Origin of the sequence: Chitinophaga sp., assembly GCF_017745275.1 — a bacterium.
Lineage (GTDB): Bacteria > Bacteroidota > Bacteroidia > Chitinophagales > Chitinophagaceae > Chitinophaga.
In genome coordinates, this window is sequence record NZ_JAGHZS010000006.1 from 459,345 (window position 1) to 480,058 (window position 20,714).

At 44.5% G+C, this 20,714-nt stretch carries 11 protein-coding genes; 8 read left to right on the forward strand and 3 right to left on the reverse strand.

All coding sequences use genetic code 11. From position 1 onward, the window contains the following. Positions 1 to 16: 16 nt before the first annotated feature. The 3 genes from J7623_RS18955 to J7623_RS18965 all read right to left on the reverse strand — a co-directional run bounded on the left by J7623_RS18955 (position 17) and on the right by J7623_RS18965 (position 8,279). On the reverse strand, positions 17 to 4,174 hold the full coding sequence (locus tag J7623_RS18955) for an RHS repeat-associated core domain-containing protein (protein WP_291923243.1): 4,158 nt from the start codon (positions 4,172 to 4,174) through the stop codon (positions 17 to 19). A 12-nt stretch (positions 4,175 to 4,186) separates the two neighbouring features. Then, positions 4,187 to 4,522: a DUF3592 domain-containing protein gene (locus tag J7623_RS18960; RefSeq protein ID WP_291923245.1), complete on the reverse strand. Its 336-nt coding sequence runs from the start codon at positions 4,520 to 4,522 to the stop codon at positions 4,187 to 4,189. Between the two features lie 508 nt (positions 4,523 to 5,030). Continuing rightward, positions 5,031 to 8,279: a T9SS type A sorting domain-containing protein gene (locus J7623_RS18965; RefSeq protein WP_291923247.1), complete on the reverse strand. Its 3,249-nt coding sequence runs from the start codon at positions 8,277 to 8,279 to the stop codon at positions 5,031 to 5,033. A 716-nt stretch (positions 8,280 to 8,995) separates the two neighbouring features. On the opposite strand from J7623_RS18965, the gene J7623_RS18970 reads away from it, so the two are divergent. The 8 genes from J7623_RS18970 (at position 8,996) to J7623_RS19005 (ending at position 20,586) form a co-directional block, all read left to right on the forward strand. Further along, complete coding sequence (locus J7623_RS18970) at positions 8,996 to 9,586, forward strand: sigma-70 family RNA polymerase sigma factor (protein WP_291923248.1); 591 nt, start codon at positions 8,996 to 8,998, stop codon at positions 9,584 to 9,586. A gap of 77 nt (positions 9,587 to 9,663) precedes the next feature. Next, positions 9,664 to 10,824, forward strand: coding sequence for a FecR family protein (locus J7623_RS18975; protein ID WP_291923251.1), 1,161 nt, complete (start codon positions 9,664 to 9,666; stop codon positions 10,822 to 10,824). 282 nt (positions 10,825 to 11,106) lie between these two features. After that, positions 11,107 to 14,604, forward strand: coding sequence for a SusC/RagA family TonB-linked outer membrane protein (locus tag J7623_RS18980; RefSeq protein WP_291923452.1), 3,498 nt, complete (start codon positions 11,107 to 11,109; stop codon positions 14,602 to 14,604). Between the two features lie 12 nt (positions 14,605 to 14,616). Then, positions 14,617 to 16,200, forward strand: a complete 1,584-nt coding sequence (locus J7623_RS18985; RefSeq protein WP_291923253.1) for a RagB/SusD family nutrient uptake outer membrane protein — start codon at positions 14,617 to 14,619, stop codon at positions 16,198 to 16,200. A gap of 10 nt (positions 16,201 to 16,210) precedes the next feature. Then, positions 16,211 to 17,134, forward strand: a complete 924-nt coding sequence (locus J7623_RS18990; protein ID WP_291923255.1) for a hypothetical protein — start codon at positions 16,211 to 16,213, stop codon at positions 17,132 to 17,134. Positions 17,135 to 17,191: 57 nt separating this feature from the next. Beyond that, positions 17,192 to 18,538, forward strand: coding sequence for a TlpA disulfide reductase family protein (locus J7623_RS18995; RefSeq protein WP_291923257.1), 1,347 nt, complete (start codon positions 17,192 to 17,194; stop codon positions 18,536 to 18,538). 13 nt (positions 18,539 to 18,551) lie between these two features. Next, on the forward strand, positions 18,552 to 19,646 hold the full coding sequence (locus tag J7623_RS19000; protein WP_291923258.1) for a thioredoxin family protein: 1,095 nt from the start codon (positions 18,552 to 18,554) through the stop codon (positions 19,644 to 19,646). A 40-nt stretch (positions 19,647 to 19,686) separates the two neighbouring features. Further along, positions 19,687 to 20,586, forward strand: a complete 900-nt coding sequence (locus J7623_RS19005; protein WP_291923260.1) for a serine protease — start codon at positions 19,687 to 19,689, stop codon at positions 20,584 to 20,586. Positions 20,587 to 20,714: the final 128 nt, after the last annotated feature.

A 20,714-nucleotide genomic window follows, 5' to 3' on the forward strand; every position in this document is an offset into this window, starting at 1 on the left:
TTATTCTTTTATGACATTATAAAGGATAGGCTGATCTCACCCATCCATTAGGATCTGTGTGAACTATCATTTGTTTCGTTGCATTTCCAAATCGATCAGTGCCAATAGTATGGTCAAAAGTATGAACAAAAGTTTTAGTACCATCGGCTGCTGTGCTAAGTAAATTCTCTGGTTTAACAGCTTCATCAACCATGGCTCGTACTTTTTCTTTTGTGTTTATATTTTCTCTGAACTTACTTTTTCCAGCTGGTGCCCTGTGAAATGCATGCTCTTTCCAGATGTGATCAATGGCTTTCATTTCACCGCCATTGGCATAATCATGGGTACCCCACTTGGCTTTACAATGATTTTTGACGAGCCCTAAAATGTCCACCCATTCATTCGGATCATGCACATACCCATACAACCTGCTCCCGCCATTTAGCCCGATAGGATCCTGCGATATATACCGTCCTTCCTCACTGTCGTAGTATCTGAATCGATTATAGCATAACCCGGTTTCCACATCCGCTACCTGTCCCTGATAAAGGTACCCACAAAATCCGGCATCTCCCTGTAACATCCTGACATTTCCAAAGCTATCAATTTCCCGCTGCCAGATTAACACTCCGGTCTCGTCGTACCCCTGTATGGGCGTACCTAAATGATCAGCAACAATACTATATTTTTTGTCCCCTTTGATCTTGGCTGTTGGCGTGAAATTATCTTCATTAAACACCCAGGTGATCAAATCATCCGCACTGCTTTCCCTGGCATCAAATTCTTTCCATTCGTGCAATGGTTTATTGCCATCCCATACCCAACGGGTGATGGTATGTTTATATCGTTTCTCAATCCGCCTGCCTAAAGCATCATATTTAAAATTCACCTTCTCTCCATCCGGCCGTAACACACCTGATAGCATACCGGCGGCATTCCATTCATATTCCCATACCCGGCCGCTAAGTTCTGTTTTGCGTACCAGGTTGCCCAGCTGGTCATATTTGTAAGTAGCTTTTTTACTTTTTAGCAATCTGCCACCTCTATCATAGGTCCGGTCTTTTTGCTCAGGGGTATCAAACAAATTTCCTACGGCGTTAGGTGTACGATATTCCACGCTGCCGTCACCATAAATTACTTCAGCGAGGTTACCATAGGTATCATGCCTGAATTGTTTGGCGCCGGTGGCGCTGTCGTGGATACCCGATAGCCGGTCTCCGTCCCAGGAGTAGCGCCGTTGCAGCCGTTTATTGCCCTGGGTGGTTACCTGGTCTACCAGCCGGCCGGAGAGATCGTATTGGTTTTGCTGGGTTACGCGCCCGGTCATTGATCTTTCGGTTACCTGGCCCTGGTTATTGTATTTTAATTGTGCCTGCCACCCATTCGCCTCCATTTGTTCCAGCCAGCTCATGGTGTTGTTATACTGCATACTTAATGCGGCGCCCATACTGCTTTTAAGTGCGGCGCGTTGTCCCAGCTGGTTATATTCGCTGTTGAGCACTATTCCATTACTGGTTTCCTGTGTAACTAATCCCAACGGATCACGCTGCAACTGTACGGATGCATGGCTGTTCTGTGCACTGATAAGTTGCCCCATCGCATTATAGCCAAAGGTTTCAGCGCTGCCGTCTTTTTCATAGTATACTGTTGCCACCTGTCCGGCGGACGTATATTCGTAAGCCTGCTGGCTGCCATCGGGCAGAATGGCGCGCATTACCTGGCCCCCCGCATTACGTATATACTGACGCGTTAGTCCGTCAAAGCCTTTTTCAGTAACAACATTGCCTTCTTCATCCAGTTCAAAACTATAGATTTCCCGGTGTTCATTGATGATATGAACTAATTGCCCTTCTTTATTATAGCCAAGTTGAATAGCGGTGTTTCCTTGCCGTCGTTCTACCACATCTCCGAAGAAATTATAACGAAAGGCGACCGACTGATGCCGGTCTTTGACAGCAATGGTATTGCCCATGCTGTCGTATTGCAGTTGCACGATATTACCACTACTGTCTTTTGTCTGAACGGGGTTGCCGAGGAGATTGTATTCCCGCTGAAAAACAGCCCCGGCAGGGTCTGTAATCGTTGTTAGCCGTCCCAGGAGATCGTAGTGATATTTAACCCTGCCGTTATTGGGTAAAGTAGCATCACTCAGCAATAGCTGATTGTTATATTGCAGATGGGTAACTGCTCCAAGCGGATTGATGATCCTGCTTTGCAGGCCATCAGTATATTCAAATTTAGTGGTGGCTCCCAGTGGATTGGTGCGCTGCACCAGGTTACCGTTATCATCATATTCATACTGCCATACCCCTCCATTAGGCAGTGTAATAGTAACAGGTTGTTGCCATTGATTGTACGTGATCTCGGTTGTTCCTAAACCCGGCAACTGCATGCTTGTCATGTTGCCTTTTTCGTCGAAGGCATAGGTAGTGGCTACTCCCAGTTCATTGGTTTCGGCTACCTGGTTATCTGCTTCGTCATAGGTAAATAGTTGTGTGGCACCATAGCCATTCACTATTTTGCTGACGATGCCGCCGGTATGATAATACGTTTTTTTATGCGCCAGGCTATTGGTGGCTACGGTAAAGCCTTCCAGGTACTCAAATGTATAGCTGTATAGTCCTTCAGGACCTAACGCTGCTGTGCATCGTCCGTGCCGGTCGTAATGAAATGTAAAGGTGGTGCCATCATTGAAGCGGCGGGAGATAATATGCCGGCCCTCCCATTGAAAGGCATTATAATACCCTTCGGCATTATACATTTCTTTGAGGTTGTTTTTGTTGTCGTAGGTATAACGCACCATCTCCACCAGTATGCCCCTGTCTCCTAATTCCGGATGAGGCACTTGTACCGCAGTGATCAACCTATCCTCATTATACCGGAAATGAATATCGCGGCGTGAACTGTCCGTGATCTTTTCCAACAGGCCGTCCGGACTGTAATAAAACCGGATCGCAAACCCGTTACGATTGGTGATGCTGCGCAATTTACCATGACCCTGATCATGATATACCGGGCGGTTAAAATGATATTGTAACCCGGTTTTATCACTTACATAATATTCCCCTGTTTCCGAGCGATGCAGTTCATATTTTTCTTTTGGATTGTAAAAGCTGTTTCCCCGCTCCAGTAATGGGAATACTATTGGCCGGCCGGCAGCATCATTCATTACCACCAGCTCATCTTCTTCGCTTACCAGCAGGGAGATATCGTAACTATGATAAATATTTTTTCCGAGTGGGCCATTGTAGTGGCTGTCGCTGTAGTAATTGGCTTCCCAGGTAAAAGGAATAGGACCTGGTAAACTAAAGCCTTCCAGGTAGCTGGTCATATGACCACTGGCTGCATCTACCGGTTCCCCTAAATACTTGCAGATAGATGGCTGTACTGCGGCCCTGAATTTGTCGAATTTAGGAAAACGGGATTCTATTTTTGCCAGTACTTTAGTCAATAGTTTCCCCAACATCTTTAATGAAAGCTTCAGTCCATGTACCAGCCCTAAAAAGAACAGGGCATTCATCAGGTCTGATAGTTTCAGCTGTTGTTCTTCTTTGGGACCACCTATCAGTACCGGTTTGCCAAGCGGTAATACCACCATTACTGCAGTGAGGAAGTTGAGATAGAAGCCGCCAATAGGATTGTTCATCAGGATTTTCCCGATATCCTGGCAGGAGTAAGCCCGGCATAGCCAGGTGCTCTGGTACATGCCCTGGCTGAGCACTGTTTTGCTGCCATGCGATAATTGCCCCTCATGTGGGTGGAAGAACTTTGGCAACAGGAACAAGGGATGTGGTATCACGGAATGCAGCAAATTAAGTTTGCTGACCACTTTACCGAGGCCTTTGAACTTTCCCATGAAAGGCGGTACCGACGGCATTCCCCAGAGTGCTCCCTGTGCCACGCCTTTATGCATGCCGTTGAAATATACGGTTCCTCCCATGGGTACATTCCGCGCAATTTCAAATCCCTTTTCGGGAGTATACACGGGAATGGCAGGCAGGGTGATATGGATGTAATCCATCGGGTCAAAGATCAGCGCCACAAAAGGTGTAATAGGACAAGGCGTAAATGGCCATGGCACTTTCAACATGTGAAAATCCAGTCCGAGTACAATATCAAAATGTTTTGCCACCGGCTTGGGGTCAATCGACGGTGGGGGCGTTAACGGGGTATTCTTTACTCTTATGTATGCCATCAGGAAATTGCTTTAAGGTAATCTGAGTACAACATCCTCCTCAGGATTAGCAGGGTTGTAATACACGGCAACCGTGTCTCCGGGCGTTAAGTTGGCACCCAGTTCTATATTGGATGCAAAATGTTCTTTGCCGTCTTTTGTTTTGAATGCAATATGGTAACGGGTAGGTTTGGCGCCGTACCGGCTGGTTCTTCCAGCCAGCTTATCTGTAATGGTGGCCGTTACCGGCTGATAGTCCTTGTATTTCTTTTTGTCGGGTTGCCGGCCGCTAATGCTGCAGGCAGTATAAGCTACTGAAATAAGCACAGCAACTACAATGAGATAATCAATTGTTTTGGATTTTTGCATGGTTAAAATACTTTATGGCTTTCGGTGCGACGCCGATAGTCTGGGCCGGACAAGCCAATTCTAATTAGTGGTGATAGAAAATGCTTAGCCTCAAGGCAAACATGCTGAACTGAAATACGGGGTTACCATTATACTAAATATGGCATCTGTTAACTGGGTCATAAAGAAGCGGGTTTAAATCAATACAACTGGTGAACGGTTTTTCAAACGGGTATAAAACTACGTTAAATAACAGAAACTACCCGCGCAACAGGTAGACTTTTTTTTAGACCGTTAGTAGCCCAAACTGCCGGATAGCCGTTTTGCGTTAAAGGAAATGCACAAGGAAACTTTTGATAAGGTTTATCCCTGTTATATTTAAGCAACCGGGCAAATATAGGTGAGGTACTGGAAGATTAATGAGGGCTGGCAGCAGAGAAATGATTTTTAAAAAATGGATATTTTACGTATTTCCGGAAACTATACAAGAACCCGGGAATGCTTCACTAGAAGCATTCCCGGAGATTTATCAGTTAATGATGAGTTTCTTAGTGGAACTAAATTTTTTCGATTCTATCGTCACAATGTAGAATCCTGCATGAAGCCGTGAATCGATTTCTATCTTTTTATTGCCGTGAGTTTTCTTTTCGTAAAGCTTTCTGCCATGGTTATCATAAATTCTTATGAATGCATTTTCCGGAATTTCCGGGAGAAGAATCGTAAACTTTCCTGTGCTGGATGGATTCGGGTACAGGCTAACTTCGTCTTCATTCGTGCTGACATCCGATGATAGTTTGGCGGTTAAAGTACCATTTGTTTCCATGGTGAAGGGAGAGAGGTAGTTACCGGCGATTACCTGTTGTGAAATGCCGGGGCCTTGCCAGGATACTGCTACATTATCTCCGCCACTGCCTTCTTTATGCAGCACTTCAATATAATATTTCTGCCCGGCGCTCAGGTTAATGGAAGCGGATTGCTGTGTGCCGTACTTATTCCATTCCCTGGAGTTGGTCCATCCATCTGCATAGGCTATCCTTGATTTATTAGCCGGGTTATCGGTGGTGCTGAGGTATAATTCTGCGTTATCGTCTCCCGCTACCCAGAAGGTGTAGCTGCCGCTTGCAGGAGGATGGATATATCCGCGGATCCTGGTGCCATAGTTATCCGCCCAGTTAGTGGGGCCTTCCAGGCTGGTGAGCTGATCTCTGCCTGTAGGGTTGTTGGGATAATTGCCATTGGAATTCAGGCTGCTGATAGTAGTTCCGTTGATCCCGGTCCAGGATTCCCGCTGTATAGAGCCGGTCAGGGCAATATTAAAGGTTTGTGTACTCTGGCATCCTCCGCTATTGGTGTAGGTGGCCACGTAGTTGCCAGCCTGGTTGGCCTGGATATTTGAAAGATATATTTCCCGGGAAGAAGCACTAAAATTATTGGGCCCGCTCCAGCTCCATGATCCTCCCTGCGTAGGCTGAGGACCTAACTGAACGGTGCCGCCTGCAGCTAAAGAAGCATTGGCTGTTTGTTGCCAGGTTCCGCCATTGACCTGTACGTATGGGGTAATGGCAGTAGGTGTACAGGAGGAAGAGGGATCTCCATAAACGATGCCTCTGCCTGCTGTACTCATATATACTCTTCCGAAGATATTCATATCCCCCTGTACGAATTGCCCGTTACCCGGACCGCCAAATTCATGCGTATCATCATTTACACGAACCCATGAAGCTCCCTGGTCTGTAGAGCGATAAACGCCCCTGGCATTATTGAAGGTAGCCCAAATATAAATCGCAGGATAATTTGCCCCGGGAGCAGCCACCCCAAAACCAACAGCTCCGCAATTACTGACGCCGCTTATGGTGGAAAATGATTGCCCTGAATTAGTTGAACGTGCCAGTCCTCCATTGTTCAAAGCTATCCAAACATGACCTTCCCTTCCGGGTGCCAGGCGAATGACTTTTGAGCCGCCGCTTGCAACTGAACCAGCCTGGGAAAACGAAGCTCCTCCGTTGGTACTTACCATTACGGCTCCATTTCCGGGATTATAGGCATAGAATTTATCGGAATTGACCGGATCGCCAACCGCCCGTGCCTCATTAAAACTTAAACCACTTACCGCAGACCAGGAGGCTCCATTATTGGTTGACCGGTAGGTAGTGGAAGATTCTTTGGGAGAATGCAGTACAGTATTACCATTAGCTGATAATGCCACCTGTCCGTGAGAGCCATTCATGCTATTTTGAGTCCAGGTTACTCCCATATCATTGGAATAATACATGTTGTTTCCTACCCTGACAATTTTGTTTGTATTTTGAGCAGCTACTGCCAATCCGCTGGTGGTGCCCATTTGCGGATTATGAATAGGAGCATATTGGCTAACATTGGTAGTGTGTCTGAACCCATCATAGTCGCCAATAACAGAAATTACGGGACCATTGGGAATACTTTCCAGTCCAAGTGGTACCGTTTCTTCCAGCCCTCTTACTGCAAACCGCCAGGTGCCGCTGGAACTGATATTATCATTTCTAAAAACACCATTACCTGAAGTAACCCAAACCTTTTCGGTATTGAAAGGGTCGAATTCTATGGACCCTGCCCAATGGATGGCATGACCGCTAACCCAGGTGATACCATCCGGATCCATGGTAAATCCCCTGTCTACCACATCCACCCAGCTTGAACCACCGTTTGTACTCAGGAACATCCTGTCGCCCCAGGCGCCATTCTGGTTCATGTAGGTGTTGATGGTACTGGCCACAATCCTGTTGGGGTTATTGGGATCAACACTGATGCCTCCGAATGCCTTGTTGAAACCGGAAGGTGTAATGTTTGTCCATGATCCGGTGGAAATGCTGTACCGCCAGATCTGTCCGTTATCCATAGGTTCCGGTTGCGACCAATGCCCGGTTGGGCCTGCGCCATTGGCATAAGTGAGATACAGGTTGCCATTACTTGCTAAAGCAGCCCGATGTGGCATATAAGTGGTGGTAGCACCGGAAATAGCAGAAAAAGATTGTCCGCCATTATCACTTCTGTACAGGTTGGTACTCCCGCTGCGTGAAACGCCAACAATGATCCTTTGGGTAACTCCTCCTGAAACACTGCTCCCGTCTAAAACTACAAAGCTTATCCCGTTTTCATTAGGAGTTGTGGTTACATCCAGAGAGCTCAGCCTGCTCCATGTAGCGCCAGCGTCGGTACTTCTGAATAATCCATTCCAACGGGTGCCACAGTATAGAATATTGCTGTTGTGAGGGTCTACTACCAGCTTTTCGCCGGTTTGCCGTCCCATTCCATTGCCATGGGCCTTGAATTGTGAAGTAACATTTGTAACGGCAAAGGTATTACCGTAATCGTTAGACCGGAGTATCGCTGTTTTTCCTCCATTGAAATAAGAGATACCTACCAGCATATAGACCCTGCCAGGCAATTGGGGATCTATGGCCAAAGACTCAACGCCGAGGAACCCGACTTCATCGTCCGATACCCAATCTAACAACGGAACCCAACTTGAAGTGGGTGCATTCCAGCGGTAAGCACCTCCCACGTCTGTCCGGGCATAAACCAGGTTTTGCTCGGTTTTACTCGGGATGATAGCGGAAACAAATCCGCCACCACCAATAGCTACATTCTTCCATGTGTAGCTGGCTGTGGATTGGGCCTTCAGTTCATAGCCGTGGAACATAATAACAAGGGGAAGTAAACAGAGGAGGGCAAGTGGCAGTTGCCTGAACTTCGAAAATGTTCTGATGGATTTAAAAAGTCCGGAATCCGGGAGAAGCATAATCGTTTGTTTAAATAGAGTCTGTGATGTTGTTTTCATAAAGGTTAAATGGTTTAATAAATTAAGCCGGGAAAGGCACCATTGAAAAGATAGTAGTGCTCTTTACCTGTCGCACTTTATCCCGGCTATGAACAAATTAATTGCGTACATAATGACTACAGAAACACCGCATCCCGTCCGTTTAGAACAGGATTGCAATTTGGAATGGAAAAGAGAAATGGATTTTGTGTGGAGAAAAATTGGTAAAACGATTAGCGCTAACCTTTGTTTGGGTATACAACGAAGGTTTTGATAACATGTGAATACACAAGGGTATGCCCTGACGTATCAATGGCAGCAGACATATTTTCATAACGGGAGTCTTTCTCTTAATCGAATACTATAAAATTACTGCGGTTATCTTTGGGGGAGGGTATTCAAATGTCACAAATTAGGGGCGGAAATGATACAGAGGCGGATGATATCCTGATAGTCTTATTCCGGACTGTAACAACATTGTTTCTGACTGTCATACCTGTAGGGAGGTGCCATCCAACCATCTTTCCGCTAACAAATCCATAATTCCCATCAGATAGTGCCAGTCACTTTTTTTATGATAACAGATATTTAAGTGTCAAAATGACATATGTTTTGCCTGCTATCTATGAGGTTGAAAAAATATTGGCTATTCTTTTTTTCTTTTTATAATTTCAGCACAAATTAATTTAATAAGGGAAGTGGATATCATACAAACCACCGATGAGAAGGAGCTGTTACGTAGGTTGCAGGAAGGGAATGAGTTTGCTTTTAAAGCCCTTTATGACATCTATGCCCCCCGCCTGACTATGAAGTTACTTCAATTGCTGCGGTCGGAAGAATTAGCAGAGGATATTCTCCAGGATCTGTTTATTAAGATCTGGGAGGTCCGGCATAATATCAATCCGGAACTTAGTTTTGGTGCTTTAGTATTTAAAATGGCGGCCAATCTTTCAAAAAATGTATATAGAAGAAGCGTATATGATCAGTTGATGCGCAAGCAGATTAATCCGGATGATAGTCATAACCCCATCGAAGACTCCCTTAATCAATCTGAAGCCAAAGAGTTACTGTATGCTGCGTTAAACAAACTAACACCGAGACAGCGGGAGGTATATACCATGCATAAGATAGATGGACTCAGCTACCAGGAAATAAGCAGCCGGTTGAATATTAGTGCCTCTGCTATCAATCATCACATACAAGAAGCTAATAAGCAGCTAAGGAATATATTAAGATCCAACTACATTTATTTGATTGCAGCACTGGTCCCTGTTTTTTTTGAAAAATAATTTTTTTCAGGGGTGCTATTTTTTATTTCTCGTGTGTATTTATCTGTAATCATGCATTAACAGGGCTGTTTGCTAAGATGGAAAACATTAATATAGAAGAACTTTTCAAAAAATATATTGAAGAAACAATTACCGACGAGGAATTATTTCACCTGTATGATTTTTTCCGGCGTAAAGAAAATCAGGCAGAACAGGATGCCCTGCTTATATCCCATTTTTCAGGGGAGAACAACATATCATCATTACTGGATACAAGCGCCAGGATAGTTAAAGATCAGGCGTGGCAGGGTATCCGGGAACAACTGGGAACAACGCATGTGCCAAAATATAAGCAGTTGTCATGGTGGAAGGGGGTAGCCGCCGCCGCAGGTTTGCTACTGGTATTGTCATCCGGATTTTATTTTTATAAAGAGTTTGCACATAACCGATACACCACCTCGCAGTTGGCCAGCCGTGATATTCCTCCCGGTACAAATCGTGCAACCCTTACCGCATCAAATGGAAAGGTATATCAGTTGAATGGTGAGAAGCAGGAAATAGTAATAGACAAAGAAAGTATTCATTACAAAGATGGTGATATCCTGCCTGTAAAAGAGTCTATAGAACAGGTCACCTTAACTACGCCACGGGGAGGACAATACCGCGTTACCTTAAGTGATGGGACAAGGGTATGGTTGAATGCAGCGTCTTCGCTTTCATATCCAACGGTATTTAATGGAAAAGACCGACGGGTAATCCTGAATGGGGAAGCGTATTTCGAAGTAACACAGGATGCCTCCCAACCATTTATTGTGCATACCTCCAACCAGGATGTAACAGTGTTGGGCACTGGGTTTAATATCAACTGTTATAAAGACGAGAACAATACAGTCACCACACTTGTAAACGGCAGCGTAAAATTAGATAGCCGGGGAGGAGCAGGGCCGGTACAATTGCATCCGGGAGAGCAGGCCGTACTGGAGAAAGCAAATTTCGATGTAGCAGTTGTTGATGTATCATTGTATACTGCATGGAAAGAAGGGGATTTCCGCTTTAAAGCTACACCATTGACAGAGGTACTGCGCCAGGTAGCCCGATGGTATGACCTGAAGGTAGACTACACGGGAGTTCCGGAAGATATTAAAGTTCACGCATCTATCAGGAGAGATAAAAAATTGTCAACTGTGCTGCACGCACTTGAAAAAATAGGAGATATAAAATTCGAAGTAAAGGAAAGGAATATTAGCGTAGTGCATTAGCAAATTACCAAAATCGTTTATTGGCTTCCATTTGGAGCTGCATGTTGATCGCATGCCAGCTGGTGGGAATCTTATATTCATAATCAACCAAAAACCAACTATTCATTTATGGGCTCTTCCCTTTTTCGCAAAGGCAAAGGAAGGCATGTGCTTTACCGTAAGCATTCAACAAAGAACAAAGATGGTAGCACATTATCCCTTCCGCACAAGTTTTTTTCTATCCTTATTCCTATTCTGATCTTACTGTTCGCGTCCGTAAGGGCGCAAACAGTTACCTTGAATGTGAAGAATGCTCCCTTTGTGAAGGTGGCAGAAGAAATCAGTAAACAAACGAAGTATGATTTTTCTTACAATGACCGCATTCTGAAAAAGACCAGGCCAGTTACACTGAAGCTGGTAAAAGAGCCGCTTACAGGTGCGTTGCAAAAGCTTTTGTCAGAGCAACCATTGAGCTATGAAATCAGGGACGGTTTGATCATCATTACAGAGAAAAATCAAACCATTGCAGATCAGAATGCCGGGTTATTATCTGACGTTAACGGTCGTGTTACCAACGATGCGGGACTACCACTGGAGGCGGCTACCATAAAAGTCAAGAATACCAGCTTCGCTACAAGAACAAATAAAAACGGCGAATTTATTATTCCTGGCAAGTATGCCAATGATATCCTTCAAATACATCTGCTTGGATATGCAGATTTGGAGATAGGCGCCCAGAGAGCCCGGATAGTCACCCTTGCACTGACTACCGCTGACCTTAACGAGGTAAACGTGGTGGTGAATACAGGTTATCTGAAAATAGACAGACGCCATCTTACGAGTGCTGTTACTACTCTCAGGATGGACGATATAAGAACTCCGGGTGTGAACACCATTGACAAGTTGCTGGAAGGCAGGGTACCTGGAATGATATTCATGCAGAACTCAGGACAGGTAGGCGCAGCTCCCAAACTAAGAATACGCGGAACATCCACCATTCTTGGTAACCGTGAACCGCTCTGGGTGCTTGATGGTATTGTACTGACTGATCCTGTAAATGTAGATCCGCAGCAGATCAATGACCTCGATTTTGTGAACCTGCTGGGTAATGCAATTGCAGGTCTGAATCCGGACGATATTGAGCAGATAGATGTGCTGAAGGATGCGTCTGCAACTGCGTTGTACGGTGCAAAAGCCGGCAATGGTGTGATTGTAATCACTACCAAAAAAGGGAAGCCCGGAAAACCTATGATATCTTACTCCCTGTCATCCGGGTATACGCGCCGGCCAAGATATACTGATAGAGGCATGTATATGATGACATCCAGGGAACGCATGGATGTATCCAAAGAAATGGTGGAACGTGGCATGCATTATAACAATATAACGCAATGGTCAGGATATGAAAGCGCCTTGCAGGATTACTACGAAGGCAAGATTCCCTATGATGAATTCAAACGCTTAAGCGATTATTATGCGAATGTGAACACAGACTGGCTGGGACTCATTACACAAGACGCTTTTACCCAAAATCATACGCTAAACCTTTCAGGTGGATCAAATGATATCAAGTATTATTCCTCGGTTGGTTATCTCAACGAAAATGGCGTGATCAATGGTGAAAGTAACAAACGTTACTCCTCCATGCTGAATGTTACTGCCGACTATAAGAAGTTCATGGCGCAGATTGCATTTAACGGCAACTACCAGGTCAGGAATTATACGCCGTCGGATCTGGGTATCATGAACTACGCTTATAATACCAGCCGTACGATCCCGGCTTATAACCCGGATGGTAGTCTCTTTTATTATCCACAAACCAATGGTTTGTTAAATTATAATTACAATATCCTAAACGAGCGTGACAACAGTAATGATCGTACTGACCTCATTTCTGCCAACATCAGGGCGCTGTTAAAATGGCGGATAATAAGGGGATTAGATGTGGAAGGCACTTTCGCTTTTGGCATCAGTAACAACAACAGGGAATTGTACTATACCAAAGATTCTTATTACATATTTAAACTGCGCGCTGATCAGACAAACAGATGGGACCTGGCCCCGGTTGGAGGGGAACTGCAAAAGTCTGAAACGCGGAATAAAAATTATACCGGCCGTTTGCAGGTAAATTACATAACAACATTGGATAAATCCGGCAGGCACTCTTTAACTGCTACTGGTGGTGTGGAAGTAAAATCCAATGGATATGATGGGTTCAATATTACCAGGAGAGGCTATTTCAGAGAGATGGGTGGGTACTTTGATATTGTGCCTACCACCTATACAGGATATTATCAGCAATGGATGTCAACAAAACCTGCCCTGGGATATTTTAACCGCCAGCTCACCAATGATTTTGCCTGGTTTGGTACAGCGGGTTATTCCTACGATAACCGCTACCTGCTGAATGTCCATATCAGGGGGGAACAATCCAACCTTTTCGGGTCCAGAACCAACAACCGCTTTCTGCCTATCTGGGCAGTTTCTGGCCGGTGGAACATGAAGAACGATGTACTTAGTGATGTAGCCTGGATCAATGATCTTGCTCTCAAAGGATCCTGGGGCTGGCAGGGGAATATGTTGCCTGGCCAGTCTGCCAGCATGGTGATTCGCCAGAACCTAAATACAAATCCCTACTATAATGAAACATCTTCCAATATTGTAAACTTCCCTAACCCGGATCTTAAATGGGAAAAGACTTCATCCTTTAATGCCGGCCTGGAATTTTCCATCTTAAAAGGAAAGCTCAACGGATCGCTGTCATATTTCTATAAGAGAACCAAAGATGCATTTCTTAACAAAACAGTATCTGAGATCAATGGAGTAGAAAAGTATGTTATCAATAGCGGTACCCTTGAAAATAAAGGCATAGAGGTAGCGTTGTCAATAAAGGCAATTGATAACGCTTCTTTAAGTAGCTCCCGCCGCGGATTTGTATGGCGTATAGATCCGCAACTGGGGCAGGTATTGAACAAAGTTTTGAACAGGGCTATTAATAACAGGAACAATGTGCTGGTGGACAACATTACCTATAACGACTTTCTGAATGGTACTGTACAATTGTCCGGGAAGCCGATCAATACTTTTTACTCCTATAAATTTAAAGGTCTGAGTCCAGTAGATGGTTCTCCCATCTTTTACGGTGCAGAACCGGAGCTGGCAGGTGAATACAATAAGAAATACTCCCAGATGAAAAGGGAGGATGTATATCTGTCTGTGATGAGTGAGTCTGGTCGCAGAGAGCCCTTTATACAAGGTGGTATCTCCAACTATTTCGGCTGGCGTAATTTCGGGTTGTCCTGTAATATTACCTATTCCCTTGGGAACAAGATCAGGATGCTGAAAATAGCCTCCGGATATGCTTCTGCTATTACCTATCCACAGCAAAATCTGCGAAAGGAATTTGTAGACAGATGGCGCCGGCCAGGTGATGAGAACTATACCAATATCCCCGGTTTACAGGCTACTAACAATGTTAACATTCCCTGGTGGAATATTTATCCGGCAAGTGCTTATTCTTTTGCAGGCAGCATGTACGACATGTATGACAACTCGGATGTAAGGCTGGTAAGCGCTAATTATGTGAAACTTCAGTCCGCCTCTTTCAGATACAACTTCAATGAAAAAATGATGCGGAAGTTAGGATTTGCTTCAGCTTATGTCAGCATTACCGGAACAAACCTGTTCACTATCACCAACAAGCTGTTAAAAGGTCAGGATCCGGAACAGTCGGGGGGATCTCCCAATATCAACCTTTCGATAAGACCTTCCTATACCGGTAGTATTAATGTTTCATTTTAAAATATAAGCACCATGAAAAATGTATTTGTTCTGCTTACGTGCTTACTATTGTTGTCATCATGCAGCAAATTCCTGGAGGAATATACTACAGATCAAAAGTATGCCTCCACCACGGCGGACCTCGAGAGCCTGATGATCGGTGAAGCTTTTATAAATAATGTACAACTATCTATCTACAGCCAGTCCACCCTGTCGGATATATCATCAGAATTGAGCGTTTTCGCTCCATGGCTGCATGTAATGGATGACGACAGTGAAGCATTTGTAGCGGACGTGGTAGAAACAAGTCAGGCCACTCCACTTTACAAATTGTCTGGTTTTCATAACTGGGGCCAGGTGCCTGCTGTTGATATTCTCAACGCCACATGGGAAGAAACTGCCTGGCGCAGATTGTACAAACGTATTGGCGCTTTGAATGCAATTCTTTTCCAGGCGGCTAAACTCGCTGACGGCTCCGCCCAAAACCTGCAGTTAAAGCATTTACGCGGGGAAGCTTATTTTCTCAGGGGATACTATTATTTTATGTTGCAAAATATTTATGGAGCGCCCTACCGAAAAAGTACTGCTACAACAGACCAGGGGGTACCTGTAAAAGTTTCTGAAAAGATAGACGACAAATATTTTACCCGTGATAATAATGAGAAGGTATACACCCAGATCATAGCAGATCTTAATGAAGCGGCTACCTACCTGGAAGGGTATAATCCAGACAACAGGATAAGGGTGGGCATTGCGGCTGTTAAGGCTTTGCAAAGCCGTGTTTACCTGTATACCGAGCAATATGATAAAGTTGTTGCAACAGTGAAAGACTTTGAAACAATGGGCTACAACCTTACTGACCTCAATCAGTATGTAGCGGGCAACAGCTTTTCCTACCGGGGCGCAGGGGAGTCTATTTTCACCATGGGCTCATATGTGATTCCCGGCGTTTTTATGAACGATTCACTGTCTCAGTGGAGCGGTAATGATAACCGGGTTTCTGCCTTCAAGGCTTCTAATGATTTAGTGGGTACTTATGACACGGCTGATCTGAGACGTGTTGCTTTCTTCAGCAGGGCTACTAAAAGTAAGTCCTGGCTGCCGGCCAAATACCGCGCCTGGAGCACGTATAATGATCCTAACCAGGTATCCTGCATTTTCTCTTTCCGCTACGCAGAGGTAATACTGAACCGCGCAGAAGCATTGGCTATGATGGGCGCAGACGGCGAAGCCCGTGCTGAATTACAGCGGCTGCGCATGAAACGCTTCAGGGATGCCGGTACAGGTCAGCTTCCTTCATCCAATGAGGCGCTTGTTAATTTTATCCGTGCTGAACGGCGTCGTGAACTGTGTTTTGAAGGACATCGCTGGTTTGATCTCAGGCGTTATGCGGTGAATTCAAAATATCCATTGCCATCTTCCTTTGTCATCAAACATCCTGTTTACAGTTATGATGCGCAGTCTAACACGTATACGCCGGTAGGTAACTATGTACTTAAATCTATTGCGGAAGACGGTGCAGGCTGGCAGGTCCCCATCCCTGACTATGCCATAGAATTCAACCGTGGCGCGCTTACTAATCCAATTCGTCCTGTTCGTCAGATTCAACCACTATAATCCAGTGCACATGAAAAATAAAATATCTCTGATCGCCTTTTCTTTATTGACTTTGGTGGCATCATGCAGAAAGGAGGAAGAAACAGTTTTTCCTGACTATGATAAAAACTGGCTGGTGGTGGCGGATGATCCAAATGATGCAACGATTCATGCCAATTATCTTTTCTACAAGGAAACCGGGATACCTATATACATCAATGATACCATTGGTTCCCAGCAGCGGCGGGATGTGTTTGGACATGATTATACTTATTATGAAGTGTTGTCGATGAGCTACTCATTGGGCGGCCTGCAATCCGGGGCGCCACCAATAGTGCAGTCATTTACTTATTGTTCAAAGGCAGATGTGCCGGCTGCATTGGATTTTCTGAGGACAGAGATCATACCGGTACTGCCGAAGGGAATACATATACCGAGTATCCTGCTCGTGGATACGCTGAGCAGCAACGCGTTTGGTAAATATGCCTTCAAGGGATTCAATACAATTGTGATAGGCGCTGTGCCACAAATTCCTGGTATGAACGAAGCTACCAGGGCTGCTTATAAAGGAGCTATCCTGCGTGCCTTTCTTACCAATGCAGTACTCAGTGATAAATACAGCACCATCCTGCAGAAATTTTACAATGCCTCCAGGAAGTTTGTGACTTCGCGTGACGTATATGGCGTGTATCAATTCCAGCTTGCCAGCCTGGTAACAGGTCTGCCACCAGGGGTAACGGCCACGCCACAGGCCATTGGATTCCTGGGCACCGATCCAAGAAATACGTATTACACACCTATTTCAACATGGATGGATGTGTGTATGTACCTGGAGGCGGTGCTGGGTAATTCAGAAGCGCAGTTTAAACAGCTTTATGGAAACCAGGAGAATATCATGATCAAATACGGTTATATCAAACAGATACTTACTGATATGGGAGTGCCTCTTAAATAGCCGATAATGGAACCAATCCTGGCAAAAACATATTATAAGTAATAATTAAAATCAAATATGAAAAAGACAGTTTTATCTATCCTGCTGCTGGGTATTTCAGCGGCGGCCTGGGCACAGCATGCCGTGATCAAAGGTAAGTTTGTGAAAGAAAATACCAGTACCATGGGCGGCAGCCAGATTTATCTTTTCAAGGCAGCAGATGGAGGTATGGTGCCTGTGTCTATGATCCCGGTAGCCCGGCAAGACCATTCCTTTCAGGCGCAGCTGGCAGACAGTGATCTGAATGTGATCCGTTATATTGGAATCGCTGATGAAGTATACCCGGTATATATGCGGAAAGGCGACTCGCTGACGATCGATGCCGGCTTTGGAGAGATCACCTACTCCGGCAAAGTAAATGCGGAGAATAAGGTGTTTGCTGATTGGAATAAAATAGTGGCGCCACTCAGAAATTTTACTTATACCAAAGATGGCTGGAAACGAGCAGCGAATGGTTACGCTCCTGCACTTGATTCCCTGGTGAAACCTGCCGAAGCATTTGTGAATAATATCAAAACAGACAATACAAAATTTGACCGCGATGTAAAATTCATGCTGCCATACAGTTTCCGATACGATGCTTTAGGTCCGTTTTTACAAGGGTTGGGATATACCCGGCATGATCAATACCCGGCTTTTATTTCCAACATATTTAAAACAGAGAATTATGCAGATCAGCAGATATGGACACTCCCTTTTGGTTATAGTTATATCCAGAATTCAGCATTTGTAAAACACTTCATTTATAATTTAGAGAATGGATACCTGGAGAACGTCATTGTTCCCGAGATCACTAACCCAAAGATGAGAGCTGATTATGTACTCACCGCATTAGCTCGCAAGGAATATCAGAAAATGGCTGCTTTTGTAAGCAAAAACAAACAGTACATGGTCACAGACCAGCAGAAGAACAGAATGAACTTTTTTGAGAAAAGAGCCATTTTGAAGGAACCAGGCGGCGAGTCAATTGATTTTGCATATCCCGACAGAGATGGTAAAGTACATCATCTTAAAGATTTCCGGGGCAAGGTAGTATTGGTGGATGTTTGGGCTACCTGGTGTAAGCCTTGTCTTGCAGAACAGCCGGCGCTGGAAGCACTCGAAAAATCATTCGAGGGGAAAGAGGTTGTTTTCCTCAGTATTTCAATAGACACCGAGAAAGATAAATGGAAAAATATGATTGAGACAAAGAACTTGTCGGGCATTCATTTATACTCCAACAACCAGGGAAGTTTGATCCAGGATTACGAAATAACAGAAATACCACGGTTTATCCTGTTTGACAAAAACGGTAAAATGGTGAGTTATGATGCCATCAGGCCTTCTGATCCGAAATTAAAGGAGCTAATCCAGTCAAAAATTTAATACTTAACCGCGTATGAAATTATTTTTCATTTCCCTTCTGTTAACAATAGGCATTTTAGGAAAGCAGGATACTATTGCACAGGGAATAATATTCCAGGATCTGACGCTTCAACAGGCGATGTCGAAAGCTGCTGATCCGGCAACGCCAAAACTGATCTTTGTTGATTGTTATACCAGTTGGTGTGGACCTTGTATTGAAATGGCCAAACAGGAGTTTCCTAAAAAAGTATCGGGAGACTTCTTCAATCCTAAGTTTATTGCTGTCAAATTCGATATGGAAAAAGGAGAGGGAATTGATATCGCGAAGAAATATGATGTTAAGATGTTCCCGACATTCCTGATCCTCGATGAAAAAGGGGACGAAATAAACAGGGTAGTAGGAAAAGCAGGCGCAGAGGAGTTCATTGAAAAGGTGAAGGTGGCTTTAAATCCTGATAATTCAATGGCAAAGTTGAAGGCAGCTTACGGGAAGGAAAAAAATTTCCGTACAGGATTGCCTTATGCAAAGGCGCTGTACGAAAATGCCAAAGATCCGTCTGTTGTGCTGAGTGAGGTTTTTGACGTTGCAATGGATTATGAGCGGTTCAGTGTTGACTATTTAAAGTTAGCGCTGGGAGCGGTGGAATTTGGCAGCCCTTTTTTCAGGAAGCTGATGTTAGATAAAAGTAGCATTGATAAGGCATTGGGTGCGGAGGTTGCGAACGGGATGATCTTTGACAAGGTCCGTAAGCATATGTACCTGATCGCAAATGAAAATGGTGCAAAGTATAATGTCTTTTACACGCCCCAACAGGTGGAGGATATAGCATATACCATTGCATTGCTGAAGCTGGATCCAATGAAGCAGGAGGTCCACATGTGCAGAGTTGCGTTGTATGTTGCTAACAAGGACCTGAATGGGATGATTGATTACTATAAGCGGTATATAGTGCATTTGCCGGATAATGATGTATTTAAAGGTATACTGGATGGTATCCTGGCGGGTAAAGTATCCAGGGCTACAGATGCCCAGAAAGCGGCTATCAGGGAATATTTTCAGGTGGGAAGCAGGAACGCTGAAAGGCTGGCAAAGTATTATAAGTCGCAGTTAGAGGGCATCAGTAAATAAACGGAGGCATGAAGATGCCCGTATTTTAAAAGAAGTCAAAATGAGTTTTTTTTCAAAAGGATATACCATCAAATGGATCGTTGTATTGGCAGTGAATATTTTATTTATAGCTGGTATAGCGGTCGGACAGACGTTTACGGACGATGCAAAGATAGCTGCCGGCTTCCTGAAATCTTTCGATTCCTTATCTGCAAAAGGAGGAAGCATTAGTGCAGAAGAGGTACAAAAAGCACTTATTGCAGAACGGAGTGGTGTCACATTAGACCTGGTGAAGCCGGCTTCAAAAGAGCTGGCAGCCCATACCCTGTATGAAAAAGTAAAAAGTGCTACCGTTATTACCGGGGTGGCCTATCTGTGCCCCAGGTGTGAAAACGTGCATCTGAGCGAATCAACGGGATATATCATTGATCCCAGGGGGATCATGGTTACCAATTACCATGTGGCGGCTTCCTATGCCTTTATGAAAGACGGCAATAAACCCAAAGGGTTTGTAGCGCGTATGGCCGATGGACGGACCTATGCAGTAAAGGCCGTCCTTGCATCGTCTAAAAAGAATGATCTTGCCATCCTTCAATTGGATACACATGGTGACGTTTTATCCGTTCTTTCGCTGGCTGATTCAGTGGGAGTGGGCGACAAGATCTTTATACTTGGTCATCCCAAAGGAATACATTATTTCTTTTCCCAGGGAAATGTGAATAACAGGTATTTGGAAGAAGTTGGTGAGGGCGACCAAAAATTCTTCCGCGAGATGATAACGGTATCAGCTGACTATGCCACCGGTTCCAGTGGTGGTCCTGTAATGGATATTTACGGTAATGTGGTAGGCACGGTAGCCAACACACGTATGTTTTTGCATAGTGATATAAATGCCGGTGTACAAATGGTGCTGAAAAATACGGTGCCTGTTGAATCATTGTGGAAGCTGATACGGAAATAGTTTTTATGTGTGGGAGGTTTACCGGATCTCTTCAAAGTACTAAAACAAATGAATGCTTAATTTTTATAAGAGAAAGGTGTTTAGATTTCACCTGATCCCTTATAAATAAAAATAAAAGAGACTGTATT

Bases quoted from the DNA above. Each gene is read 5' to 3' on its own strand.
- J7623_RS18955 (WP_291923243.1), bottom strand. From the start codon at position 4,174: ATGGCATACATAAGAGTAAAGAATACCCCGTTAACGCCCCCACCGTCG.
- J7623_RS18960 (WP_291923245.1), bottom strand. From the start codon at position 4,522: ATGCAAAAATCCAAAACAATTGATTATCTCATTGTAGTTGCTGTGCTT.
- J7623_RS18965 (WP_291923247.1), bottom strand. From the start codon at position 8,279: ATGCTTCTCCCGGATTCCGGACTTTTTAAATCCATCAGAACATTTTCG.
- J7623_RS18975 (WP_291923251.1), top strand. From the start codon at position 9,664: ATGGAAAACATTAATATAGAAGAACTTTTCAAAAAATATATTGAAGAA.
- J7623_RS18985 (WP_291923253.1), top strand. From the start codon at position 14,617: ATGAAAAATGTATTTGTTCTGCTTACGTGCTTACTATTGTTGTCATCA.
- J7623_RS18990 (WP_291923255.1), top strand. From the start codon at position 16,211: ATGAAAAATAAAATATCTCTGATCGCCTTTTCTTTATTGACTTTGGTG.
- J7623_RS18995 (WP_291923257.1), top strand. From the start codon at position 17,192: ATGAAAAAGACAGTTTTATCTATCCTGCTGCTGGGTATTTCAGCGGCG.
- J7623_RS19000 (WP_291923258.1), top strand. From the start codon at position 18,552: ATGAAATTATTTTTCATTTCCCTTCTGTTAACAATAGGCATTTTAGGA.
- J7623_RS19005 (WP_291923260.1), top strand. From the start codon at position 19,687: ATGAGTTTTTTTTCAAAAGGATATACCATCAAATGGATCGTTGTATTG.